General features: G+C 64.3%; 20 protein-coding genes. 10 read left to right on the top strand and 10 right to left on the bottom strand.

Annotation, left to right across the window (positions count from 1 at the left end; translation table 11 throughout):
- Positions 1-67 precede the first annotated feature (67 nt).
- From VGC18_RS02895 to VGC18_RS02875, 5 genes are all read left to right on the top strand, one after another.
- Complete coding sequence (locus tag VGC18_RS02895; protein ID WP_331094027.1) at positions 68-1,252, top strand: acyl-CoA dehydrogenase family protein; 1,185 nt, start codon at positions 68-70, stop codon at positions 1,250-1,252.
- A gap of 75 nt (positions 1,253-1,327) precedes the next feature.
- Positions 1,328-2,119, top strand: a complete 792-nt coding sequence (locus VGC18_RS02890) for a polyprenol monophosphomannose synthase (protein WP_331094034.1) — start codon at positions 1,328-1,330, stop codon at positions 2,117-2,119.
- The gene (locus tag VGC18_RS02885) at positions 2,116-3,447 is read left to right on the top strand and encodes an O-antigen ligase family protein (protein ID WP_331094025.1); all 1,332 of its coding nucleotides are present in this window, start codon (positions 2,116-2,118) and stop codon (positions 3,445-3,447) included. Before VGC18_RS02890 ends, VGC18_RS02885 begins: the two co-directional genes overlap by 4 nt.
- Positions 3,444-4,748 (top strand): exopolysaccharide biosynthesis protein, encoded by a 1,305-nt coding sequence (locus VGC18_RS02880; protein ID WP_331094023.1) that lies wholly within the window; start codon positions 3,444-3,446, stop codon positions 4,746-4,748. The genes VGC18_RS02885 and VGC18_RS02880 overlap by 4 nt, the downstream gene beginning before the upstream one ends.
- A gap of 164 nt (positions 4,749-4,912) precedes the next feature.
- Positions 4,913-6,940, top strand: a complete 2,028-nt coding sequence (locus VGC18_RS02875) for a DUF7657 domain-containing protein (protein WP_331094021.1) — start codon at positions 4,913-4,915, stop codon at positions 6,938-6,940.
- 7 nt (positions 6,941-6,947) lie between these two features.
- On the opposite strand, the gene VGC18_RS02870 is transcribed toward VGC18_RS02875, so the two are convergent.
- The 4 genes from VGC18_RS02870 to VGC18_RS02855 are packed head-to-tail and all read right to left on the bottom strand — an operon-like array spanning position 6,948 to position 11,174.
- Positions 6,948-7,955 (bottom strand): GDP-mannose 4,6-dehydratase, encoded by a 1,008-nt coding sequence (locus VGC18_RS02870; RefSeq protein WP_331094019.1) that lies wholly within the window; start codon positions 7,953-7,955, stop codon positions 6,948-6,950.
- Positions 7,956-7,985: 30 nt separating this feature from the next.
- Entirely contained in the window at positions 7,986-9,149 is a 1,164-nt protein-coding gene (locus tag VGC18_RS02865) for a glycosyltransferase family 1 protein (protein ID WP_331094017.1), read from the bottom strand.
- Positions 9,104-9,874, bottom strand: coding sequence for a hypothetical protein (locus tag VGC18_RS02860; protein WP_331094015.1), 771 nt, complete (start codon positions 9,872-9,874; stop codon positions 9,104-9,106). Before VGC18_RS02860 ends, VGC18_RS02865 begins: the two co-directional genes overlap by 46 nt.
- Positions 9,867-11,174: a hypothetical protein gene (locus tag VGC18_RS02855; protein WP_331094013.1), complete on the bottom strand. Its 1,308-nt coding sequence runs from the start codon at positions 11,172-11,174 to the stop codon at positions 9,867-9,869. The genes VGC18_RS02860 and VGC18_RS02855 overlap by 8 nt, the downstream gene beginning before the upstream one ends.
- Before the next feature lie 80 nt (positions 11,175-11,254).
- Between VGC18_RS02855 and VGC18_RS02850 the strand changes: the two genes are divergently transcribed.
- The 3 genes from VGC18_RS02850 to VGC18_RS02840 all read left to right on the top strand — a co-directional run bounded on the left by VGC18_RS02850 (position 11,255) and on the right by VGC18_RS02840 (position 13,890).
- On the top strand, positions 11,255-11,986 hold the full coding sequence (locus tag VGC18_RS02850) for a glycosyltransferase family 2 protein (RefSeq protein WP_331094011.1): 732 nt from the start codon (positions 11,255-11,257) through the stop codon (positions 11,984-11,986).
- Positions 11,983-12,357, top strand: a complete 375-nt coding sequence (locus VGC18_RS02845; protein WP_331094009.1) for a DUF2304 domain-containing protein — start codon at positions 11,983-11,985, stop codon at positions 12,355-12,357. Before VGC18_RS02850 ends, VGC18_RS02845 begins: the two co-directional genes overlap by 4 nt.
- A gap of 72 nt (positions 12,358-12,429) precedes the next feature.
- Complete coding sequence (locus VGC18_RS02840; protein WP_331094007.1) at positions 12,430-13,890, top strand: DUF2142 domain-containing protein; 1,461 nt, start codon at positions 12,430-12,432, stop codon at positions 13,888-13,890.
- Here the strand turns inward: VGC18_RS02840 and VGC18_RS02835 are convergent, their stop codons facing one another.
- On the bottom strand, positions 13,891-16,377 hold the full coding sequence (locus VGC18_RS02835) for a glycosyltransferase (RefSeq protein WP_331094005.1): 2,487 nt from the start codon (positions 16,375-16,377) through the stop codon (positions 13,891-13,893).
- Positions 16,378-16,442: 65 nt separating this feature from the next.
- Positions 16,443-17,801 carry a glycosyltransferase gene (locus VGC18_RS02830; RefSeq protein WP_331094003.1) on the bottom strand — a complete coding sequence of 453 codons (1,359 nt, stop codon included), beginning with the start codon at positions 17,799-17,801 and terminating at the stop codon, positions 16,443-16,445.
- A gap of 97 nt (positions 17,802-17,898) precedes the next feature.
- On the opposite strand from VGC18_RS02830, the gene VGC18_RS02825 reads away from it, so the two are divergent.
- Complete coding sequence (locus VGC18_RS02825) at positions 17,899-19,365, top strand: hypothetical protein (protein ID WP_331094001.1); 1,467 nt, start codon at positions 17,899-17,901, stop codon at positions 19,363-19,365.
- A 6-nt stretch (positions 19,366-19,371) separates the two neighbouring features.
- Here the strand turns inward: VGC18_RS02825 and VGC18_RS02820 are convergent, their stop codons facing one another.
- The 3 genes from VGC18_RS02820 to VGC18_RS02810 are packed head-to-tail and all read right to left on the bottom strand — an operon-like array spanning position 19,372 to position 21,930.
- On the bottom strand, positions 19,372-20,352 hold the full coding sequence (locus tag VGC18_RS02820) for a glycosyltransferase family 2 protein (protein ID WP_331093999.1): 981 nt from the start codon (positions 20,350-20,352) through the stop codon (positions 19,372-19,374).
- A gap of 4 nt (positions 20,353-20,356) precedes the next feature.
- Entirely contained in the window at positions 20,357-21,097 is a 741-nt protein-coding gene (locus tag VGC18_RS02815) for an ABC transporter ATP-binding protein (protein ID WP_331093997.1), read from the bottom strand.
- Positions 21,094-21,930 carry an ABC transporter permease gene (locus VGC18_RS02810; protein WP_331093995.1) on the bottom strand — a complete coding sequence of 279 codons (837 nt, stop codon included), beginning with the start codon at positions 21,928-21,930 and terminating at the stop codon, positions 21,094-21,096. The genes VGC18_RS02815 and VGC18_RS02810 overlap by 4 nt, the downstream gene beginning before the upstream one ends.
- Before the next feature lie 105 nt (positions 21,931-22,035).
- Here VGC18_RS02810 and VGC18_RS02805 point away from each other — a divergent pair, with 105 nt between their 5' ends.
- Complete coding sequence (locus VGC18_RS02805) at positions 22,036-22,917, top strand: glycosyltransferase family 2 protein (protein WP_331093993.1); 882 nt, start codon at positions 22,036-22,038, stop codon at positions 22,915-22,917.
- 10 nt (positions 22,918-22,927) lie between these two features.
- Here the strand turns inward: VGC18_RS02805 and rfbA are convergent, their stop codons facing one another.
- Positions 22,928-23,791, bottom strand: a complete 864-nt coding sequence (gene rfbA / locus VGC18_RS02800; protein ID WP_331094032.1) for a glucose-1-phosphate thymidylyltransferase RfbA — start codon at positions 23,789-23,791, stop codon at positions 22,928-22,930.

Here is a 23,791-nt window from a genome sequence, read left to right as displayed (position 1 = left end):
GCAGAATCCGGGCCTAGAGTCGTCGAGGGTCGTCTCTCCCCTCTCACGCGAAGCAATGGAGCCTCACATGTCGACATTCGAGCCCCTGTCCAGCGACTTCTACGGCTACGAGAATGCCCTCGCCGACCGGGAGAAGGCCTTCATCGTGGACCTGCGCGCCTTCCTCGAGACAGAGGTACGTCCACTCGTGGACGACCTGTGGTCGAGTGCGGAGTTCTTCCCGCGGTCCGTCGTCACGGGACTCGCCGACCTCGGGGTGTTCGGGCAGCCGTGGGAGGAGACCCGCAGGTTCGAGAACAGCGCCGTCTTCCGCGGCTGGGTCGCCCTCGAGCTCGCCAGGGTCGACGCGAGCCTCGCCACCCTCGTCGGTGTGCAGAACGGGCTCGCCATGGGTGCGATCGCCTCCGCGGGCTCGCCGGAGCAGCGCGCGGAGTGGCTGCCGCGGCTGGCCTCCGCCGAGCTGCTCGGCGCCTTCGCCCTCACCGAGCCGCTCTCCGGCTCCGATTCCGCGCAGGGACTGCACACGGTGGCCAGACGCGACGGCGAGAACTGGATCATCAACGGCTCGAAGCGCTGGATCGGCAACGCATCGATCGGCGACGTCACGATCGTCTGGGCGAAGGATGCCGAGGACGGCCAGGTCAAGGGATTCATCGTGCCGACGGAGACACCCGGCTACACAGCGACGCGCATCGAGAACAAGCAGTCGCTGCGCATCGTCCAGAACGCGGACATCCGCCTGGTCGACGTCCTCGTCCCGGAGGCGAACCGCCTGCAGGGCTCGCGATCCTTCCGCGACACGGCGGCCGTCCTGCGCCTCACCCGCACGGAGGTCGCCTGGGCCGCGGTCGGCAACTCGATCGGCGCCTACGAGGCGGCGGCGGCCTATGCCCGCGATCGCAGCCAGTTCGGCAGGCCGATCGGTGGCCACCAGCTGGTCCAGGAGCTGCTCACCCGCAGCCTCGGCAACATCACCTCCTCGATCGGCCTGGTGACCCGGGTCTCGCAGATGCTCGACGAGGGCGTGCAACGCGACGAGCACTCCGCCTTGGCGAAGGAGTTCACCACCAGCAGGATGCGCGAGACCGTCGCCTGGTGCCGCGAGCTCTTCGGAGGCAACGGCATCGTGATGGACTACGGGGTGATCCGCTACTTCGCCGATGCGGAGGCGCTCTACTCCTACGAGGGCACCCGGGAGATGAACACCCTCATCGTCGGGAGGGCGATCACGGGTCTCGCGGCGTTCGTCTAGGACGGATGAACGGAATCCCCCAACGAAGGTGAGAGGATTCACTGTCTGTGCCCGTGCGATCGAAGGACTCCTGTGATGCTCGACGAGGCCGCCGATCGGCGAACTCTCGTGGTGATTCCCACCTATGACGAGGCCGAGAACATCGCCACGGTCGTGGCCCGCACCCGGGCGGCGGTGCCGGATGCGCACATCCTCATCGTCGACGACAACAGCCCGGACGGCACGGGAGCCATCGCGGACGAGCTGGCGCGGGACCCGCAGATCGAGGTCCTGCACCGCGTGGACAAGGCGGGCCTCGGCGAGGCCTACGTCGCCGCGTTCGAGTGGGCCCTCCAGCGGGACTTCGACCTCGTCGTCGAGATGGATGCCGACGGCTCGCATCCGGCGGACACGCTGCCTCGGATGATCGACGCGGTGCGCGGCGGCGCGAGCGCGACCCCGCCGGTCGGGCTGGTCATCGGCTCCCGGTGGACGAAGGGGGGAGCCGTCGAGAACTGGCCCCTGTCGCGGCAGCTCCTCAGCCGCGGCGGCAACGTGTATGCCAGGGCCGCGCTCGGGGTAGGCATCAAGGATGTCACGGGCGGCTACCGGGTGTATCGGGCGGATGTGCTCCGCGCCATCGACCTGTCCACCGTCGACTCCCATGGCTATTGCTTCCAGATCGACCTCACGCTGAGGACCCTGGACCTCGGCTACGGAATCGTGGAGGTTCCGATCGTCTTCCGCGAGCGCGAGTTCGGCGAGTCCAAGATGAGCAGGGCGATCGTGATCGAGGCGATGACCAAGGTGACGAGATGGGGCATTCGGCGCCGCTTCCGCCAGATGGTGCGGCCGTCGAGGTCCCGCCACCCTAACCTGTCTGTATGAGCACACTCGAGCGCCGTGGGTTTCGCCTGGGATTCGCCACCCTCGCGCTGTTCACCGGCATCGCGGGGGACTTCTGGCGCGACGCGACCAGCTGGTACGGCTGGGGCGTGGTCATCGCCGTCGTCGTCGCCGGCTCGATCGTGCTCGTCGTCCGTCAACGCCGGCGTTTCCGCTGGAGCACGCTGCCCTACCCCCTGCTCGCCTTCCTCGTGCTCGCGACGCTGTCGATCTCGTGGTCGTTCTACCCCCTGTTCACCGTCGGTGGCGCCCTCTCCCAGTGGATCACCACGCTCGGGGCGGTCGCCATCGCCATCACCCTCAGCTGGCCGGAGCTGCTCACCGTGCTCGGCTGGACCTTCCGCCTGGTGCTCGGCCTGTCCTTCCTCTTCGAGTTCGTCGTCTCCGCCGTCATCCGCCACCCCGTCTACCCCGTCTGGATCGTCCCCGACGATCCGGCGCATCCCGCGAAGCTCCTCTACTGGTCGAGGGATCTCCTGTTCCACGCCGGCAAGATCCAGGGCATCCTCGGCAATTCGAGCCTGCTCGCGATGGCCGCCCTGCTCGGCCTCATCGTCTTCGCCGTCCAGTACAGGGTGAGGAGCGTCGGACGGTTCTGGGGGTTGTTCTGGATGCTCGTCGCCGCCGTGGCGATCGGGCTCACCCGATCGGCGACCATCCTCGTCGGAGTCGTGGCCGTCGTGATCGTGCTGCTCGCGGCGATCGTGGTGCGCCACGCGGAGTCCCGGCGCGCACGAAGGCTGACCTACGGCGGAATCGGGCTCGTGGCGATCCTGCTGATCGCCGGCGGAGTGCTGTTCCGCGGCCCCATCCTCTCCCTGCTCGGCAAGAGCTCGGACTTCACCGGCCGCACCGGCATCTGGCAGGCGGTGATCGACCTCGCCAGGCAGCGGCCGGCCTTCGGCTGGGGCTGGCTCAGCTATTGGGTCCCCACGATCGAGCCGTTCAGGAGCATGAACCTCACCCGTGGCGGCGTGCAGGTGCTGCACGCCCACGACGCGTGGCTGGACGTCTGGCTGCAGCTGGGTATCCTGGGCCTGATCGTCTTCGCGGCGCTCGTGCTCTCCACGGTCGTGCGTTCCTGGCTCCTCGCGACCGACCGCATCGTGACCGAGCCCGGCTCGACCGGGCGATTCTCCTGGCTCGCGCTGCTGCCCCTGCTGATGATCACCGCGCAGCTCGTCCAGAGCATCGCGGAGAGCCGGATGCTGCTCGAGGGCGGCTGGATGCTCCTGGTCATCTGGGCGGTGAAGACGAAGGCGACCCCGCTCGACTCCGAGACGCAGGCCAGGGAGCTGCTGCGATCATGAGCGGCGAAGACCACCAGAGCCATCCGCTGATGCTGGCGAAGGCCTTCTTCGGCGCTCCCCGTTTCTCCGCCGCCCTGACCCTCGCCATCATCGGGGCGGAGCTCGGCTCCCTGTTCTTCCGCGACCTGGTGGGCTGGCCGGGCGCGCTCGGCATCCTCGCGACGCTCGTGATCCTGGCGGTCCTCTCCCTCATCGCCCAGCGCGACGAGATCGAGTGGCACGGTCTGCTGCCGGTCTCGCTGCTCGTCTTCGTCGGCTGGGCCGGCGTCTCGGTGTTCTGGAGCCAGTATCAGTGGGTGACCTTCGGCAGCGTCGTCTACCTGGGTGCGGTCACCATGCTCGGAATCTATGTCGCCCTCGTACGCGACACCATCCAGATCGCCAGGGCCTTCGGTGACGTCCTGCGGCTCGCGCTGGTGCTCTCGCTCGCACTGGAGATCATCTCCGGCCTGCTTATCGACACCCCGCTGCACTTTCTGGGCATCCAGGGCAGGCTCGGCCACCTGGGTCCGATCCAGGGCATCTTCGGCACCCGCAACGAGCTCGGCATCATCGTGCTGATCGCCATCGTGACCTTCGGCACCGAGATGCGCACCCGCTCGGTGCCCCGGGGCCTATCGATCGGGTCGCTGAGCCTCGCGGGCGTCCTGCTCATCCTCAGCAGGTCACCGGTCGCCTACGGGACCTTCCTGCTCCTCGTCCTCGCCACCGCGGCCCTCTACGGCCTGCGCCGCGTGCCCGCCGAGAGCAAGCGCTTCTGGCAGGCGGGGCTGCTGGTCGCGACCGTCACGATCGCCGGGGTGGCCTGGGCCGCCCGCGTCAGCATCATCACCGCGCTGAGCGCGAGCGCGGAGCTCAACCTGCGGCTGGGCCTCTGGCGGCCGATGCGTCTCTTCATCCCCGAGCACGAACTGGAGGGCTGGGGATGGGCGGGGTACTGGCGGCTCGACCTCCCGCCGTTCCAGGTGTTCACCAGCGCGGGCAACCCCAGCCCGACCTCCGGCCTCAACGCCTTCCTCGACGTCTGGCTGCAGGTCGGTCTGATCGGGCTCGTCGCCTTTGTCGGCCTCGTGGCCCTGACCTTCGTGCGGTCCTGGCTGCTCGCCTCCAAGCAGCGCAGCTTCGTCTACGCCTGGCCGGCCCTCGTGCTCGTTGTGCTCATCACGACGGCCCTGGCGGAGAGCTCGATCCTGGTGGAGTTCGGCTGGCTCACCTTCGTCGTGTGCTGCGTGAAGGCCTCGCGGGAGCTGAGCTGGCGGCGGGCGTTCGCAGAGACGGCGCCGAGCGACGCGTCCGTCTAGGCTGTCGCCGCCCCACGGAGAACGACGCCACCCGCCACCATCTCGTGCGGTGACACGTAGTAGAGCATCTCTCCCCTACAATGACGAGTGCCGCTTCGTGGGGGACCGAACGCCGGCTTGTCCGTTCGCGAATTCGGAGCCCGATGAACCGCCGTAGTCAACCGTTGCCACGACGCAGCCTGGGTTCGCGCTGGACGAGCATCGCGACCCGCTATCGCGCGTTCACCCTGCCGCGAGCGGACGGCCTTCCCCGTTATCGCGTTCTGCTGAGCTTTCCCGCCGTTCTGCTCATACTCGGCGCCATCCTCATCGGAACAGGCATCAATGGAACCTCCTCCGGTGCCATGTTCGATCTGGTGTCGAAGGGCCACGACCCACAGCTCATCGCCGGGACTCCCGAACGCATCCGTTCGGACGAATGGTACGTCGGCGCCTCGTGGTCGATCGCCCAGGTCCAACAGGGCCTTCCCGCCCGGAACGAGACCATGCCGGGAGGAATGGACGCCGCCCTCCCCCACGACCTTCCTCGTCTCGACTGGTCCGTCGTTTTCAGGCCGCATCTCTGGGGTTATCTCTTCCTGGACGTCGGGCGCGGGATGGCATGGAAGTGGTGGGTGCCTGGCCTCGCGCTCATCGCAGCGGCGTTCTGCTTCCTCGTCACACTGCTTCCCCGTCGTCCCGTGCTCGCGGCGGCGATCGCGGTTGCGTTCTATTTCAGCCCCTTCTTCCAATGGTGGTTCCAACCGGCAATTTTCTGGCCGACGGCATGGGCACTCGCGACCATGACCGGGCTGATCTGGGCGGTCAAGAACATCCCGCCGTTGTCCCAGTGGATCTGGGCCGTTGTCATCGGTTATCTCACCGTCGTGATGGCCATGGGGATCTACGCGCCGTTCATCGTTCCCGTGGTCCTGGTGGTCGCCTTTTTCGCGATCGGCCTCGTGGTGGAGCAAAAGCGAGCACACGCCAGCTGGCTGATGCTTCTCAATCAGATGCTGCCCATCTTGGTCGCAGGCGCGACCGGCGGCGTGATCACTCTTCTCTGGCTCAAGACGAAGAGCACCACCGTCGACGCCTTCCTCGCCACCAGCTATCCCGGAGCGCGACTGACGAAGACCGGATCCAGCGATCTCCTCTCCCTGGCGCGCGTTCTGGGCTCCTCGTTCTCGGAGTCCCTCAAACGCGGCGGTGGATTTCTCGGCACCAACTCCTCGGAGGCATCCACCTTTTTCCTGATCGGCGTCTTCATGCTGCCGGTGGTCGGCTGGATCATCTACCGTTCCGCCAAACGCCACTCTGCCCTGCCGTGGACGCTCATCGGGCTGACCGCGGTGGTCCTCCTTTTTGTTGCGTTCTTCTACGTGCCCGGCTGGGATGCGGTCGCACATCTGCTCTACCTGGATCGCACCTCCGAGGGGCGCATCCGAATCGGGCTGGGGCTTGCATCGATCGCGATACTCGCCTATGTCATCCGTTCTATCGATCAGGAGGCCGTCAGGCCGAGGACATCTGTGGCTCTGGCCACCGGCGGACTGTTCCTCCTGTCCCAGCTCGGTATCGCGGCCGCGATCTACGTCGGTGAGGGGCGGGCCAGACTGTTCCACGACGCGCCGCTCTGGTGGGCCTACGCACTCGTGTCGGCTGCGGCCATTGTCTTTTTCTCTCGGCGCCGCCTCGTATTGGGCACGGCCGCCTTCCTCGTGGTCAGTCTCCTGAGCACGATCACGGTGAATCCCGTCTATCGGGGTGTCTTTGACCTGCGGACCACTCCCGAGGCACAGGCAGTCATGCACATCGAGAAGACCAGGCCAGGAGCCTGGGTGGGGATCGGCGGGGTGGAGGTCAGCGCGATCCTGCTCGAGTCCGGTGCGGAGGCCTTCAACGGCGTGCAGGGAGCACCGTCGGCGACGATGTGGCGAGAGATCGATCCGCGGTCCCAGTACAAACCGCTCTGGAACCGGCTTGCCGGCATCGGTTGGGTACCGGGTTCGGGAGAACCGAGCGTCAGCAATCCGGCACCGGACCAGATCCTGGTGACCTTCGACGCCTGCTCATCCTTCGCACAGGACCATGTCGACTACGTGCTCTCCGACAATGACCGGCTGCCCACACCGTGCCTGACCGCCGAGAAGCGTTTCACGCCCAATAGTTCGACGTTGACGATCTACCGGGTGATCCCCAAGCGAGGTTGACCGGAGTTCATAGCGCGGGGGCGAAGCCGGAATCGTGTTCTCGCAGGGAAGCAAGGTCCGCTTCCACCATGATGTGCACCAATTGCTCGAAATCGACACTCGGTCGCCAGCCGAGGCTTCGAAGCCTCGCGGGGTCGCCCACAAGCTGTTTGGGATCCGCCGGCCGATAAAGCGCGCGATCGATGGTCACATACGCCTCCCAGTCATCGATTCCCACATAGGAAAAGGCGGTCTGGACGAATTGCCGGACCGAATGCGCTCTCCCGGTTGCCACTATGTAGTCATCGGCTTTCGACGAAGCCAGGATCGTGATCATGGCATCGACGTAATCGGGCGCATACCCCCAGTCACGATGCACGTCGATATTGCCGAGCACTAACCGGTTCGAGAGACCAAGTGAGATCTTCGCTGCCCCGCGCGAGATCTTGCGGGCGACGAATGACTCCGGTCGGCGAGGCGACTCATGGTTATACAGAATCGCGGAACTCGCATGCATGCCGCGAGCACGATAGACACCGACCATCTCGTGGGCGAACGACTTCGCCGCGCCATACGGAGTGACGGGAATCCGAGGAGTCTGCTCTCGTTGCGGTACGTCGAGGGTGTCACCGAAGATCTCGGCACTCGATGCCTGCAAGAATCTCACCTCACGAGACGAGGTTTCCTGGAGGCGCCACGCAGCTTCGAGTAAACGCACCGGACCCACCCCGAGCACATCCGCCGTCTCGGTGGGAAACTGCCAGGACCGTTCGACGGAGGTGTTCCCCGCCAAGTTGTAGATATGCGTGGGTCGCACGCTGACCACTGTGTCAACCATCCCGGCTGTGTCGGCGAGGTCGGAGACATGGGTCACCACAGAGGGAAAAGCGGCAGCCAGCCGGGCCGCACCCTCGTCCGAATGACACAGGCCGTGAACTTCGTGGTCCTCTCCCACCAGCCGCTCGACGAGGTAGGCGCCATCCTGTCCGTTCGCCCCCGTGACCAGAATCGTCTGCTGCGGATCAGTGGCGGGCATGGCGCCAAGCTTACGCGAGCGTCGGATTGTTCAGTGGCAGGTCACCGCGCGACGATACGCCAACACATGAGCGTCTCGGCAGTTCTCCCAGGTGAAGCGAGCTGCGTGGGACACCCCGACCGCCGACAGCTCGTCTCCACGATCGATGGCCAATGCGATCGCATCGGCAATGGCACCCGGGTCGAGGGGATCGAATAACACCGCGGCATCGCCGCACACCTCGGGGATCGAGCCGGCAGCTGAGGCCGCAACGGGACAGCCCGAAGCCATAGCCTCAAGCGGCGGAAGGCCGAATCCTTCGTACAGACTCGGGAAGACGAGTGCAGAGGCCGAGCGATAGAGATCGTGCAACTCGGCGATTCCAACCAGGCCCCTGCGATCCACCCACTCCGGCAACTCGCCCAGCGTGTCCAGACCGCCCCCCGTCAGTACCAGCCGAAGGTCGGGAATCCGACGGCGCACCAATCGCATCGCCTCGATCAGGCGTGCATGGTTCTTGTGCGGCCAGCCGCGAGCCGGATAAAGAACGAAGTTCTCCCGTCGTCCGTGGTTGGGAACGAACCGGGAGATGTCGACGCCGAGGTGCGCCACCTGGATCTTCTCGCCGTCGATTCCGAGAAGGTCGATCATCCGCTGCTTCGCGAATTCGCTGATGGTGATGATGCCGTCGGCCCGGCGAGCGACCCCTTCGTAGAAATGACGCCGGTACAGCAGCTCCGCACGGCTGAACAGCTGCGGCAGATCGAGATGTTGCACGTCAAGAAGCGTCTGCACGAGGGCCTGGCGCTTTGAGGGACGCGGTGCAGGCACGGTGAACGGGAAATGGACCACGTCGGCCGAGGACATGGACGCGCGAAGGGAACGTCCGTGCATGGTGGCCGAGGCGAGCGAGGCGAGGCGCTCACGAGTGGACGATCCACCCTTGACCGAGCCGACGATCGTCTCCGGGATGCCCTCGCTGAAACCGGCGGCCGCCGAAGGAACGAACGCGCGGGCTTCGAGTCCGGGGACGTCCACAAGCTGGCGTGTTAGTTCTCGTGCATAAGTCTCACTGCCGCCCATGCCTCCCGGCACGAGGGTGAGCATCGGCAGCGCCACGCTGAGAATCGTGGAATCGTCATGGTGATTGACCAAAGGGAGCCCCATCATCACGCCCGGGAACTGACCCGCCTGGCCGCCACAGACGACGCCCATCGGATCGGATAGTTCCACACCGGGCTCAGCGGCCGAAGCGCCCGAGGAAGATGCCGCGTCTTGACGAATTCCGATTCGAGGCTGGACTTCGTGCGGTTGGCCACCGTCAGCGAGTCGGGATGCCAGCGAAACGCCGACACCGGCTTCCTGGTCCAGGCAAATGAGCCATGCTTACGCAGCGTGAGAAAGGCGTCGAGATCCATCGCGTATTTCAGCGTGACATCAAATCCTCCGATGGCCTCCAAGGCGTCCAACCGAATCATCGTGCCTGGATGGGGGATCAGATCCGGGCCCCACGGCAGCAGGAATTTCGCAAGCGCGCCGGCATTGCTGGTTGCGAGAAGCTTTCCGCTGGGGTCGATGTACTCGCAGCCGCCATAGGCGAGAACGGTCCCTGGCCTCTCTTCGATGAGCGTCTTGAGCGTCAGCAAGCCACCTGGACGGAACAGATCGTCGTCGCCGATCCAGGCGTAGTAGGTCTCGCTCGTCCGCGCGGACAGCCCCAAATTGGTCGCCGCGGAAATGCCCCGGCCAGGGTCGTCCACGAGGACCGCGCCGTGATCGGCGGCCAGCATGCGAGCATCCACGGCGGTCGTCGGCGCCACCACGGCGAGCGTCAGTTCCACATCGTTGCGCTGCAGATCGATCGCCTCCAGGGTCTCCTGCAAGGTGTCCAGTCGATCGCCGAGCGTGGGGAGAACGACGAGGATGTCCGCTTCAGTCATGGTGGTCTTTCGAATCGTTGAGAGGGAACGCTGTGGATGATGCCGATGCCTGCGCGCGCCGATTCGCCCGCACCAGGTACCCGCCGTGCACGAGCAGCCCTACCACCGGACCGATGAACAAAGCAAGAACCGTGCGCACAGTGAAGTCCACCGGCAAGAACAGGACAACGATAGTGGCGATGGCACCCGCGACCCAGCCCGCGCTATAGACGAGATGCTGCGATCGGGCGAGAACGGCAGGTGCGCTGATGCAGAGCGCTGCCATGAGCGCCGAGGACAGCACGAGCACGCCGATGAGCCATCCAGCCGGCTGCAATCTGCTGGCGGGAAAGAGGAAGTCGAAGATCGGCGGCCCGACCAGCCAGCCGAGTGCTGCCAGCACGATCCCGCCGAAGAGCACGGCCGCCTGCAGACGAAGGAACACCTTCCAGAAGGTGCCGACGTTGTCGCGGAAGGTGACGGTGAAGTAGCTCTGCAGCGACATCGCGACGATGATCAGGGGAGCTCTGGCGAGAGTGATGACGAGGACATAGAGCCCGATCGTGTCCGCGGATTGCCCGCCGGAAGCCAGCTTGAGGAAGAAGGGGAATCCGCTCACCATCGCGCCCGTGGCCGCAGCCGCGATGGCAGTGCGGAGTACGTTCCAGGTCAGGGCACGATAGCCCACATCGAGTTGTGTCCTGCCGACGATCGAACGCCGGATGAAGAGCCAGAGCACGAGGAGCGCTCCGGGAAACGGAAGCGCCGCCGCCCAAGCGAGGGCCACGACGTTATGAGTGAAGGCCAGCACGAGGGCCAGCGCAGCAAGACGGAGCAGGGCGTCTACCACGATCATGAGCGCCAGCGACAGCCACGCAGCGACGCCGTAGAGCGATCCGCTGAGCACGGCAACGAGCACATACGACGCGGCCCCGATCGCCAACGGCCAGACCAATCCCCAGCCTTGCACCGGGAAAACGGCCGAGACCCAGACGGGAGCGGTGCCGACGATGACGACGAAAACCACCAGGGCTGCCACGATGGCGAAGTTCCGCGCTCGGCCGCCACGCCCGAGCCCAGGAACGCCCACGGGCCTCGTGCCCCGCGCGATCTCCTGCTGGATTCCGGCCAGCGTTCCGACGACGAGGTAGAGGAATGACCAGAAAACGGCGAAGAACGCGTAGTGTTCGAGCCCGATCCGGTTCGGCACCAACCAGGTGACGATGTAGGAGGCCACACCCGCAACCGCCGTCGCCACGAGGATGAAGGCGAACCCGGAGATCCGCGCGGGTCGTCGCCCCGCGGGCCTGCCATCCGTCACAGCAATCATCCTAATGTCGAGCCGGATTCGTGCTCGGCGCTCACGACCTTGCCTGAACGCCGGATTGGTAGTATCGGGGCATGCCATCGGCTCTGGAAAGAACGCTTATCGTCATGCCAGCGTTCAACGAGGAGGCGTCCGTCGCGGCGGTCGTGCATGAAGTGTTCGAGACGCTTCCCGGAGCGACTGTGCTGGTCGTCGACGATGGGTCCTCGGACGCCACGACGGAGGAGGCTCTTCGGGCAGGCGCTCTCGTGGCTACGCTTCCCTTCAACCTCGGCGTCGGAGGAGCGATGCGTACGGGCTTTCGATATGCCCTGGACAACGGTTTCTCCAATGTCGTGCAGGTCGACTCCGATGGTCAGCACGATCCTTCGAGCGTTCCACGCCTCCTGGAAGGACTGGAATCGGCCGATCTGGTCCTTGGAGCACGCTTCGCCGGCGAGGGCGACTACACGGTGCGCGGTCCACGCCAATGGGCGATGAAGGCACTCGCCGCGTTCTTGAGCCGGACGACGAAGACCCGGCTCACCGACACCACCTCCGGGTTCCGCGCCAGTGGGCCGAGAGCCGTCGCACTTTTCGCCAGCCATTATCCGGCCGAGTATCTCGGTGACACCATAGAGGCGCTGGTCATCGCGGCGCGAGCCGGCTGCGTCATCCGACAGATTCCGGTCTCAATGCGTCCCCGAGCGGGCGGGGTCCCCTCGCACGACCCGTTCAAAGCGACCGCGTATCTTGCCAGAGTGGGAATGGCCCTGGTGTTCGCGCTGTCCCGTCCCGCTTCGTCGCTGAGGATCGAAACCAAGTGACCGTCACTACCACAAGCTATATCTTCGGTATCGTCTCCGCTCTTCTCGCGCTTGGCGTCGTCGTCGAGTTGCTGCGACGTCGCCAGCTCAGGGAGCGCCACGCGATCTGGTGGCTCATCGCGGGCACGCTGGCGCTCATCGTGGGCGTCTTTCCCTCAACGCTGGAGTGGGCCGCTTCTCTCATCGGCATCGAGGTCCCGCTTAATCTGGTCTTTTTCGTCAGCATTGCGGTGCTGTTTCTGGTCTGTCTGCAACACAGCGCGGAGCTGACGCGCCTCGAGGCCAAGACCCGGACACTCGCCGAGCGTGTCGCGTTGCAAGACCTGCGCCTTCGTCAGCTCGAGCATCCTGCCGACGACGAAATCGAGTAGTGCCGGCCATACCTGGTATGCTCTCCTCTGATGACAATACCTCGGTTTTTTCGCCATCGGTTCAGTTCGGTCATGTTCGTACCGATCCTGGCCCTGCTCAGTCTCGTGTTCTGGGGACTCTCCTCCCCCGCCGGCTCCTCGCCCGACGACGATTTCCATCTCGCCAGCATCTGGTGCGGAGCAGGCGAACGGGCCGACATCTGCACACAGCCCGACGATAAGCCGGACCAGAGGACGGTTCCACAGGCTTTGCTGGGCGGTTCCTGTTATGCGATGAAGCCGGCAGAAAGTGCGGCGTGCCAGGGGCGCGATTTTGGCACAGACCCGCAGAAAACGATGACGACGGATCGGGTCAACCTTCCCGGTGGCCTTTATCCCCCCGTCTACTACGCGGCGATGAGCGTCTTCGTCGGTTCGAACGTCGAGGTATCGGTCCTCGTCATGCGCATCGTCAACAGCCTGATCTTCGTCGCCCTCCTGACGAGTCTGTACCTGCTCCTTCCCTGGCATCGACGATCCACTCTGGTCTGGGCGACGGCGATCACCATGGTGCCGTTCGGCATGTTCCTGGTGCCGTCGACGAACCCCAGCGGATGGGCAGTGTTGTCAGCCTCCGCGCTATGGATCGCGCTGCTCGGGTACTTCGAGTCGTCCGGCCGGAAGAGAGCGGGTCTCGCCGTCGTTGCCGCTCTCGCCACAGTGATAGGAGCTGGCGCGCGGGCCGATTCCGCGGCCTACGCTGGACTGGCCATCATCGCCGCCGTCATTCTCGCGTTCCGCCGGGACAGGAAATTCCTCCTGCAGTGCATCCTGCCGCTCGTCCTCGCCGCGATCTGCGCGTTTCTCTACCTCTCGGCCGGACAATCCGATGCCGCACCGTCTGCCGGCGGGATCGATTGGGGCGTTGCCGTCACGAACCTCCTCGGCGTGCCGAGCCTCTGGACAGGGGCCTTCGGCGGATGGAATCTCGGCTGGCTCGACACGGCGCTCCCCCCACTCGTCTGGGTGGTGACGTTCGGAATCTTTTGCGGATTCCTGCTCCTCGGCCTCGGCATACGGCATCGTCGTAAGGGCATCGTCGCCGCACTGGTCTTCGCCGCTCTCTGGCTGGTCCCGACTTTCGTCCTGACGCAGGCCAAGGTCCTGGTCGGCAGCTTCGTGCAACCCCGCTACATCCTCCCGCTCATCCTGATCCTGGGCGGGATCGCGCTATTGCAGCATCGCTCGGCTTTCCTGCCGCCGTCGCGGATCCAGCTGGTCGTGACGGTCGTCGGCCTCTCGCTCGCCAACGCGATCGCGCTGCATACCAACCTCCGCCGCTACGTCACCGGAGCGGAGGTCGGGGGATGGAACCTCGACGCCCGGGTCGAGTGGTGGTGGAACCTGCCGTTCTCTCCCATGTTCGTCTGGATCGCCGGATCGCTGGCCTTCGCAGCCATGCTGGTCCTCATGACCGCTGTCTGGAATCCGGAGGGCAGGGTGCGATTCGCGAACCGTCCGGAACCGATGACGGTGGACACGCTCGCCGGGTGACTAGCGTCGACGGAGCCGGTTCCGCACCTTCTGCAGCACGACGCGGACTCCCCCGTTGCTGAGATGATGGCGCACCAGCCGCACGTTGTGCCGGAAACCGTACGGCTTGCGACGCTTCTTCCTCACCGGCACGGTCGCACTACCGTCGTTCGACGCGAGACGCCGCTCCAGGAGGTCGGCGGCACGGTGGGGCGCCTGAACGAAGTCGACGAGCGGAGCGAGCGTGTTCTCCCAGAAGAAGCGCTCCCGCACCCGTCGGATGTTGTCGCGACTGCGGGAGATGAACTCCTCGTCGAACAGGATGCGCTCGAGCGCCGTCGCGAGGGCCTCGACGTCCCCGGAGGGAACCACGATCCCGAGGCCCTCCTCGGCGACAAGCTCGGCGAACGTGTCGCCCTCCGTGACGACCATGGGAAGCTCGGCCCACAGGTAGTCGAGGATACGTGTGCGGAATGAGAAGGTCGTCTCGACATGGGAGAAGTGGGTGCTCACGCCGGCATCGGCCTCGGTGAGGAAGTTCTGCCGCTCCGAGTAGTCGACCCAGGAGTCGTTGAAGAAGACCGAGGCATCGAGGACACCGAGGTCGGCGGCGAGCGCACGCGATTCGCTCACGATCGCCATCTCCGGCACACCGGGATGCGGGTGCTTGGTGCCCTGGAAAAAGAGGCGGACACTGGGCCGGCTCCTCGCCAGCTCGGCCACCGCCCTGATCAGCGCTTTCGGGTCGAACCAGTTGTAGAGGCCGCCAGACCAGAGCAGCACTTTGTCGTCCGCTCCGATTCCCGCATGCACACCCTTGAGCACCTGAACGCGGTGCTCCGGCGGAGTGCGGTCCAGCCCGAACGGCACGATGTCGATCAGACCGGTGAGGTCGGGGTCGTCCGCATAGTTGGCGGGATTGATGCGTCCCAAAGCCGCGAGCTGGCCGAGATAGAAGAATCTCTGTCGCTCCGAGGCGCAGAGCAGGAAGTCGGCACGCGCGAGCTGCTCATTGAGCGTCGCCGTCGCATCCGCGACCTGCTTGTCCCAGGTCGCTGCGGGCAGTTCTCTGGCCTGTTCGAGCTGCTCCAGATGCATCGGGTCGTAGATGTCGGCGACGACGATCTTCTCGGTGTCCTGCAATGCCTCAAAGACCTGCATCGCGTGACCCTGGAAGACGATGACGTCCGCCCACGCCTCGAGCGGTTCGAAGGCTCGGTTGTCTCCCGCCCGGACGTGCACAACGCCGAACGGCGCCTCCACCGGTTCGAGCGATGACATCGTCACCAACCTGACCTCGTTCCGCGCGGCGAGAGCCTCGGCCATATGCCAGGCCCGGATGGCTGGGCCGGCCATCTTGGCGCCGATCGGATCGCCCGTGATGACCAGAACCTTCGTCAGCTCAGGCCGCTCCAGCACCTCGAAGGCCTGAACGATGTTCTCGTAGCCCTCCAGATAGGAGCCGTCGTCGTTGGACGGTGCGTCGACGCGACGGAACAACGACCAGATCGCCCGGTCGGACACGACCCTGGTGGCCTGGATCTGGTCGCGCGAGGCGGTCAGTGACGGGAGATGCTGCACAAACTGATCGATGGCATAGACGCTCGCGAGGAGCTCTTTCGACACCGGCTGTGCGGGATCGTCGTCTCCCCCCGACGAGCGGAAGTCAAACTCCGTCGAATCGTTGCCGGCCTTCGAGACGCCGCGTCGGATGGACAGGGACAGCGCACCGGGCAGAGCCTGGTCGAGACCCGCCTGCTCCAGATTCTTGTAGAGCGCGAAGAGGGCGTTCCGCTCGAGGAAGTAGTCCTCCTTGAACGAGCCGAACTTGCTCACCGAGCCATGGTGCTTGTGGAACGCCACGGACAACGGCTGATAGCGATAGCGGTAACCGAGCAGATTGAGGCGCCATCCGAGATCGACGTCCTCGAAGAACATGAAGAAGCGCTCGTCGAAGCCGCCGAGACGATCGAAGACGTCTCGGCGGACGAACATCGCCGAGCCGGTGCCGAAGAGCACATCGGCGGCCTGGTGCGCGTGGAACGGCACCCGCTCTCCGACGAATGGCTTGTATCCCATGCCGAACCAGGTCATGGCGGAGTCGATGTAGTCGACGAGGCCGCCATCCCAGTCGAGCACCTTGCTTGCGACGGCACCGATCTGCGGCGACTCGGCGAACGTGTCGACGGCCGCGCCGATCCACTGCGCGTCGGGTTTGGCGTCGCTGTTCAGGAATCCCACGAACTCGCCGGTGCTGTTGGCGACGCCAAGGTTGCATCCGCCTGCGAAGCCGAGGTTCTCGGCCGACTCCACGAGCTTCACCCACGGTGCGGCCTCGCGGATGAGCTGTGCGCTCCCGTCTCCCGAGGCGTTCTCCACAACAACGACTTCGAGCCGGTCCTCAGGCCAGTCGACCTTTCGCAGCTCGTTGACCGCCTCGATCGTGAGATCGGCGCCTCGAAAGTTCACGAGAACGACGGAGACAACGCCCGGCCTGGACTCAACCATGTCGAACCTCTTTCCACCGCACGCAATGCCCACACGAGCCTACGGCAATCATCACGCGGTCCGTTTCAGCTGCGCCGTCCCCGCACCGCTCTGATCATGTCGCTCATCGCACGGAGCGGAGCGGTGAGTCTCCAGGACGAGCTGGCTTCCATGCCCTGCACCCTCGTCGTGAGGCGACGCACCTGAAAGCTGCTCGCCGGCTCGATGCCGAGCGCACGATCGGTCGCCTGCCGCGGGTTGAGGCAGAAGGCGATGAGCGGCTGCAGGACCACCGCCCACTTCATGGTCTGCGAGAACTCGCCGACGCGGCCGGCGATTCTCAGACGTTCCGCATCGTCGTAGAGCAGGTCTTCGAGGGCCCTCTCAAGCGCGGTCACGTCCTCCGGCGGGACGGTACGGCCCAGATCGTTCTTCGTGACGATCTCGGCGAAGGTATCGCCGGTCGTGCTGACGATCGGCAGCGACGCCCACAGGTAATCGAGAATGCGGGTGCGGAAGCTGTACGCCGTCTCCAAATGGTCAAGATGGGTGCTGACACCGACATCGGCGTCGAGCAGATAGTCGGCGCGCTCCTCGTATGGCACCCACCCCTCGTTGAAGAAGACGACGCTGTCGAGCAGCCCGAGCTCCTTGGCGAGCTCCCGGGCCTGGAAGGCCATCTTCATCGTCGGCACGTCGGGATTCGGATGCTTCACCCCGAGGAAGAAGAGCCGGACGTCTGGCCGTCGGGACGACAGGCCGTGAATCGCCCTGATCAGGGTGAGCGGGTCGAACCAGTTGTAGATGCCGCCGCCCCAGATGACGACCTTGTCGTTCGGGCCGATGCCAGGCACCGTGCCCTTGATCCCATGGGTCCGCTGCACGGGCGCGGCGTCCTCGACACCGAACGGCACCACGTCGAGCAGCGAGCGCAGGCTCGCGTCGTCATCGTAGGTGGCCGGATTGACGCGACCGACCGCCGCGAGCTGCCCCAGCCAGAAATCGCGCTGCTTGTCCGAGGCGCACACCATGAAGTCGGCCCGCTCGATCTGCTCGTTGAGCACGCCCAACACCGAGGCCGACTCGAGGAACCGCTCGTCGGTGGGAAGCTCCTTGCCCTGCTCGAGCTGCTCCAGGTGCATCGGGTCGTAGATGTCGGCCACGATGATCTTGCTCGAGTTCTTCATCCAGGGCACGCTCGCGAGCAGGTGCCCCTGGAACACCACCACATCGGCCCAGCGCTCGTGCGCTCGCAATTCGGCCGTGGTCGCATGGAGCACCTCGAAGTCGGGATGATCGAGCGACGATGAACTCGTGGAGATCAGCCGCACGCTCGTGACCTTCGACAAGGCCTTGGCGATCTCGAAGGCCCGGATCGCCGGACCGGCCATTCGCTTGCCGAGCGAGTCCGCGGTCACGATGAGGATGTTTGGCGATGGGGACATAAACTACGTGGTCTTCCTGGATTGACGGACGCGCCCGCTCGAATGACTTCGAGGCGCCGCCTGTCGATGTTAACATCCGCTTGTCTCGGAGCGCTGAATGCCTGACTTCCCCGAAAGAATCGGCGCGCTCGCTAGACTGCACTGTGCCAGTGCGGATAGCCTCCGCCGAATTGACAAAAAGGACCCCGGCCTCGGAATGAGCTTGACACCGCCCAAAGTCTCCCTGTCTGCTTCTTCCCCGGCGAACGCCACGCCTAAGAGGGGCGCGGCTTTCCTTGCCTGGCTCAAGCGCGCTTGGGTCCCCGTCGTCCTCGTCGGCGTCGCGCTGCTGTCCTGCACGATTGTGACCCTCAATCACTCTCATCAGCTTTCGGCCTATGACGAGTGGGTCTACTACGACGCCGTGACCAAGGTGCCCACCCAGGGGATCGTGCATCAGGGCGAATACATCGGTGAGCCGGCGCTCGAAGAGATGGCCTGCTTCGGCGATCCATACGGCGCACGCGGAGAGAAATGCACCGGACCGAAAGGCGATTACAGCGATCACGCCGTTTATCCCCTCGGCGGCAAGACGACGGCGGACATCTACGCACCGGTCTACTTCGACATCACCTGGGTGGTCGCACAGCCCATTCGATGGGTCACCGGCCTCGATCTGCTGACCGCAGCGCGACTGACCGGATTCTTCTGGCTGGGCGCGGGATTGATCGCTTTCTATGCGCTCACGAGGGAGCTGAAGATCCACAGGCTGACCGCTCTCGGTCTTGGCCTGGTGGCCATAGGAACAGTGCCATCCATGTATGCCTTCACATACATCACCACCGATGCGCCCTGTTTTTTGGTCGGCGCAGGCCTGCTCTATCTGGGGGTTCGGTTCGTTCGCGGGACGTTCTCCGGTTGGTGGCTCATTCCCCTTTCCGCACTGGCCGTGCTGCTCAAGATCACCAACATCTTTGCGGTGGGCCTGCTCGCGCTCTACATGTTGATCTACGCGATCATGAAGCGGAAGCAGGACTTCTCTTCCCGGGATCGCGCACCAGCGCCTCCTCGCATCGTGCTCATCGCCGTTCTTTACACGGTTGCGGCGCTGGTGGCGGAAGTCCTCTGGTTGGCCATCCGCTCGGCCATCAGCATCGGACCCGGCCCCAACCAGGGAATCAACTCCCCCCTTTCGATCCGCGGACTAGCCAGCCAACTGACCACCTTCATCGGATTCAACTCCGCGTACACGGTCGACGGCGCCGTCATGCTCCCTTACGCGGTCCTGACCATCACCGGCGTTTTTGGATTCCTGATGACCGTCAGAGGCAGGGGCATCAAACGAGCTTTGAGCATTTCAACCGCTGTGGCGGTCGTGTTCTTTCCTCCCATTCTGGTTGTCGCTATGGGCATCGCGCTCGGGTCGGCATTCCCAGTGAGCACGCGTTACAGCGCGCCGTTGATGCCTGCGATCCTCGTCGCGATCGGGTTCATGATCCAGAACAAAGCGTGGCGCTACATTCTGCTCAGTTATGGAGCAGCTCTTGTGGCGATCGAGATCGCGCGCTCGTTCTACCTGCCGTAGGTCAACTCATTCGGGCTGAAGCAGATCACGAACGACGTCGCCGAGACCGCGACTGTACCGCTCATAACGCCCTGTTCCGGCCTCACGCAACACGAGCGGAACGCGCGCGATGCGCGAAGCGGGAAGTCCTTCCCGGAATCTCAGATGCACCAGCTTGTCCCTGAGCGCGTCGAGATACACGGGGGACACTCGGTTGCTAAAGGACTCCAGACGACGTAGTAACACCTCGGAACGATCGACCAGGTAGTGGTAGCGGTTGCCGCGGGGTTCAATGAGGCGTTTGGCCTTCTCTGCAAGACCCCGGCTGCGTGCGCCGATCTGATTGCGGTCATGCTGGCGATAGTCGATCAGTTCACGCTCTTCGATGTCGAAGCCATCGCTTGCTGCGGCGATCACGGCGAGCCATTCGTCGTGCACCCATGGTGCCGGAAAGGGGACAGCGATCTCGATAAGCCGTCGACGCAGGAGGGCTGTCGCGCCGGTCGAGAGATTGCGCCGCAGGAGCGCTTGGAACCCACGACCGGCATGAACCTCGGCGCGATTGGCCGAAGTGATGTCCAAGCCTTCGAAGAGTGTCTGACCGATCGGGATGCCCGCAGCATCGACAAGCCGGGCATCGGAACTGAGCAGCAGCAGCCCGGGCGATTCGTCGAAGCGTTCGGCGGCGACCGCCAGGCGGTCGGGATACCAGACGTCGTCCTGATCGCTGAGCGCCAGGAGATCACCGTGGCACGCTTCCAGCGCCTGCTGGAAGTTGGCGGTGACACCGAGTGCCTTCGGGTTCTGCAGGACCGTGACCGCGATGGAAGCGGCGCTTGCCTCCCCCAGCACGGAACGGACGAGCTCTACGGTGCCATCCGACGAGGCGTCGTCGGAGACCACGATCTCCGACGGCAGACGCGTCTGCGCGAGAATGCTTCGAAGCTGCTCTTCGACATAAGCCGCGCCGTTATGTGTACACATCGCCACGGAAACGGTCAGCGTCACGCGATTAACCTTCGAGGTGAAGCGAGTCCGTATAGGCCTTCACGGTGTCCTTGACAGGACCGACGGCCATGAGCGAGCCATGGTTCAACCACGCCGCCTGGTCGCACATCTCCTTCACCGTCGTCATGGCGTGGCTCACGAGGATCACGGTGCGGCCGTCTCGCTTGAAGTCCTTGAACTTCCCGAAACACTTCTTCTGGAACTCGGCATCGCCGACCGCAAGGACCTCGTCCACGACCAGGATGTCGGGTTCGACATGGATCGCGATCGAGAACCCGAGACGGACATACATGCCCGAGGAGTAGTTCTTCACCGGCTGGTCAATGAATCGCTCCACCCCGGAGAACTCGACGATCTCGTCGTATTTCTTGTCGATCTCCTTCTTGGACATGCCGAGGATCGAGCCGTTGAGGTAGATGTTGTCCCGCCCGGAGAGCTCGTGGTGAAAGCCGGAGCCGACCTCGAGCAGAGCCGCCATCTTCCCGTTGTGCGTGATCGATCCCTTGTCGGGCCAGTAGATCTTCGCCAGGCATTTCAACAGCGTCGACTTGCCGGAGCCGTTGCTACCGATGAGCCCGAACGTCGAGCCCTGCGGCACATCAAAATCGACGTCGTTGAGAGCCCAGAAGTCGTCGTGCACGGAGGTACGACCGCGCATGATGGCGGCCTTGATGGTCATGTTCCGCTCGTGATAGAGCCGGAACTTCTTGCTCACGTCGTTGACGTGGACGGCGATGCCGGTCATAGTGCCTCCGCCAGCCCTCTCTCCTTGCGGCCGAAGATCCACAGTCCGAGAGCAAAGGCACCGAACGCCCAGATCGCGCAGATCAGCAGATCGGACCAGTTCGGAAAACGGTTGTCATAGAGCAGTGCTCGAAAGACCTCGACGAAACGTTCCATCGGATTCCAGCCATAGATGTCGAGGAGCGTGATGTTCGTTCCCAGCAACCCGCCGATCTTCGCCGAGCCGTTCTGCACGAGGGAGATCGGGTAGATGATCGGCGTGAGGTACATCCAGAGCTGCATGACGATCGCGAGCAGATGTTCCGTGTCCCGGAAGTACACGTTGGCGATCGACAGCATGAGGGAGACTCCGGCGGCGAAGATCGCGAGAAGAAGCATCGTCACCAGGACCATAGGAAGCCACGGCAGGACGAATGCCCCGGCGATGCTCAGCACGATCGCGAGGACCGCCATCTCGAACAGCCAATTGAAGCCGACGGCCCCGACCTGGGCGAGCGGAAGGGCGACACGAGGGAAATAGACCTTCTGAATCAGCCCGGCATTGGCGACAAGCGATCCGCTTCCGGCGTTGAGCACGTTGGCGAAGAAGAGCCACGGCAGCAGGCCGCAGAGCAGGGACAGGGCGTACACCTTGAGGCCGCTCGGATCTCCCGTTGGAGGCGTCTGCACGAACAGCACGGAGAAGATGAAGGTGTAGATCAGCATCTGGGCGAGCGGATTCGCCAGCGACCAGAGCTGGCCGAAAATGGTGCGCTTGTATTTGCCCTTGATCTCGCGAAGAGTGAGATTCGCAAGGAGCTCTCTGGCCGAGAGGAGTTCCTTGAAATATCGCATTATGCCTCGCTGGGTGGGCGGCTCCGGGTGGGCCGCGAACCAATCTAGCCTAGAGGAGCAGCGCTGAGACTCTGCCCATCGTCCGAAGGTAAGATCATAAGCTCTATGACCAGGTCGCCGTCTCCGCCCCCCCTCGTCGGGGTCGTCACCGTGAGCTTCGACTCACGGGAGGTGTTGTGCGATTTCGCCGATTCGGTGCAGAAGGCGACGACCATGCCATTCCAACTGGTCATAGCCGACAATAAGCCCGTTGCGGGTTCGAGCGTCGCCGACATCGCCGACGCGCATGGCGCCGATTACCTGGCGCTGCCGTCGAATCCCGGCTATGGGGCAGCGATGAACCGGGCGGTCAGCACCCTCCCGCCCACCGTACGGTGGGTGCTCATCAGCAATCCGGACGTCGTTCTTGGCGAGGGATCGATCGATCTCCTGGTACGTGCCGCGGAGTCCGATGAGCGCATCGGATCCGTCGGCCCGGCGATCATCACGCCCGATGGCAATATCTATCCGTCGGCGCGGCGAGTTCCCTCGCTTCGAACTGGGGTCGGTCATGCGCTCTTCTACAACCTCTGGCCCAACAATGTGTGGAGTCGTGCCTATCTCAGCGAACTCGACGTCGAGCCGCGAGATGCCGGCTGGCTCTCCGGAGCCTGCCTCCTGGTCAACCGTGACGCATTTACCCGGATCGGCGGCTTTGACGAGGGGTATTTCATGTATTTCGAGGACGTCGATCTGGGCGATCGGTTCGCCAAGGCCGGGTTTCGCAATGTGTACCATCCGCAGTCGCGCGTCCTTCATACCGGCGCCCATTCAACGGGGACCGAGTCCGAGCGCATGCTCAGGGAGCATCACAGAAGCGCCAGCCGGTTTCTCAGCCGGAAATACTCCGGCGTCTGGCTGTGGCCAGTCCGAGCGGCACTGAAGGTGGGGCTGAAGGTGCGGTCAATGATCGAAGCACGACACGGCCGCCTTCGCGAGAAAGCCTAGAGAGGTCTCGCTAGCTCTCTAGGAGTCCCACCAGGTAACGCCCGTAACCGCTTTTCACCAGCGGCACCGCGAGCGCCGCGAGCTGACGATCGTCTATCCACCCGGCGCGCCAGGAGATCTCCTCGATGCATCCGATTTTGTGTCCCTGCCGGTCTTCGATCACCCGAACGTATTCGGATGCCTGCATCATCGACTCGAAGGTGCCGGTGTCCAACCATGCGGTCCCGCGGTCGAGCACCCGAACCTGCAGTTTTCCCGCCTGCATGAACCGTTCGTTCACCGTCGAGATCTCGAGCTCGCCTCTGGCGCTCGGCTCGATCGTCTTGGCGATCCCGACGACAGAATTGTCGTAGAAATACAGTCCGGGGACGGCATAATTGCTCTTCGGATTCGCTGGCTTCTCCTCGATGGACACCGCCACCATCTCGTCGTCGAACTCCACGACGCCGTAGGAGGTGGGATTGGACACGTGATAGGCAAAGATCAACCCACCCTCGATGTCGTCGTGCGCCCGCAGCGAGGTGCCGAGGCCGGCACCATGGAAGATGTTGTCACCAAGGACAAGGGCGACGCTGTCGTCTCCGATGAATTCTTCACCGATGATGAAGGCCTGAGCGAGACCATCGGGAGACGGCTGCACCGCGTACTCGAGTGTGATCCCCAGGTCACGACCGTCCCCGAGCAGGGCTCGGAATTGACCGTTGTACTCCGGTGTCGTGATGATCAGGATCTCCTTGATCCCCGCCATCATGAGCGTTGAAAGGGGGTAATAGATCATCGGCTTATCGAAAATAGGCATGAGCTGCTTCGAGATGCCCTTGGTGATGGGCCAGAGTCGTGTGCCGGAGCCCCCGGCGAGAATGATTCCCCGCAT

This window comes from Lacisediminihabitans sp. (genome assembly GCF_036404185.1).
In the GTDB taxonomy this organism is placed as follows: Bacteria; Actinomycetota; Actinomycetes; order Actinomycetales; family Microbacteriaceae; genus Lacisediminihabitans.
The sequence above is the reverse complement of the archived record's forward strand: the minus strand, read 5'-3'. Positions and strand labels throughout refer to the sequence as shown.

What these genes read in the sequence shown, in the direction of transcription:
- VGC18_RS02895 (WP_331094027.1), top strand. Translation starts at nt 68, where the DNA reads ATGTCGACATTCGAGCCCCTGTCCAGCGACTTCTACGGCTACGAGAAT.
- VGC18_RS02890 (WP_331094034.1), top strand. Translation starts at nt 1,328, where the DNA reads ATGCTCGACGAGGCCGCCGATCGGCGAACTCTCGTGGTGATTCCCACC.
- VGC18_RS02885 (WP_331094025.1), top strand. Translation starts at nt 2,116, where the DNA reads ATGAGCACACTCGAGCGCCGTGGGTTTCGCCTGGGATTCGCCACCCTC.
- VGC18_RS02880 (WP_331094023.1), top strand. Translation starts at nt 3,444, where the DNA reads ATGAGCGGCGAAGACCACCAGAGCCATCCGCTGATGCTGGCGAAGGCC.
- VGC18_RS02870 (WP_331094019.1), bottom strand. Translation starts at nt 7,955, where the DNA reads ATGCCCGCCACTGATCCGCAGCAGACGATTCTGGTCACGGGGGCGAAC.
- VGC18_RS02865 (WP_331094017.1), bottom strand. Translation starts at nt 9,149, where the DNA reads ATGGGCGTCGTCTGTGGCGGCCAGGCGGGTCAGTTCCCGGGCGTGATG.
- VGC18_RS02860 (WP_331094015.1), bottom strand. Translation starts at nt 9,874, where the DNA reads ATGACTGAAGCGGACATCCTCGTCGTTCTCCCCACGCTCGGCGATCGA.
- VGC18_RS02850 (WP_331094011.1), top strand. Translation starts at nt 11,255, where the DNA reads ATGCCATCGGCTCTGGAAAGAACGCTTATCGTCATGCCAGCGTTCAAC.
- VGC18_RS02840 (WP_331094007.1), top strand. Translation starts at nt 12,430, where the DNA reads ATGTTCGTACCGATCCTGGCCCTGCTCAGTCTCGTGTTCTGGGGACTC.
- VGC18_RS02835 (WP_331094005.1), bottom strand. Translation starts at nt 16,377, where the DNA reads ATGGTTGAGTCCAGGCCGGGCGTTGTCTCCGTCGTTCTCGTGAACTTT.
- VGC18_RS02830 (WP_331094003.1), bottom strand. Translation starts at nt 17,801, where the DNA reads ATGTCCCCATCGCCAAACATCCTCATCGTGACCGCGGACTCGCTCGGC.
- VGC18_RS02825 (WP_331094001.1), top strand. Translation starts at nt 17,899, where the DNA reads ATGCCTGACTTCCCCGAAAGAATCGGCGCGCTCGCTAGACTGCACTGT.
- VGC18_RS02815 (WP_331093997.1), bottom strand. Translation starts at nt 21,097, where the DNA reads ATGACCGGCATCGCCGTCCACGTCAACGACGTGAGCAAGAAGTTCCGG.
- VGC18_RS02810 (WP_331093995.1), bottom strand. Translation starts at nt 21,930, where the DNA reads ATGCGATATTTCAAGGAACTCCTCTCGGCCAGAGAGCTCCTTGCGAAT.
- VGC18_RS02805 (WP_331093993.1), top strand. Translation starts at nt 22,036, where the DNA reads ATGACCAGGTCGCCGTCTCCGCCCCCCCTCGTCGGGGTCGTCACCGTG.
- rfbA (WP_331094032.1), bottom strand. Translation starts at nt 23,791, where the DNA reads ATGCGGGGAATCATTCTCGCCGGGGGCTCCGGCACACGACTCTGGCCC.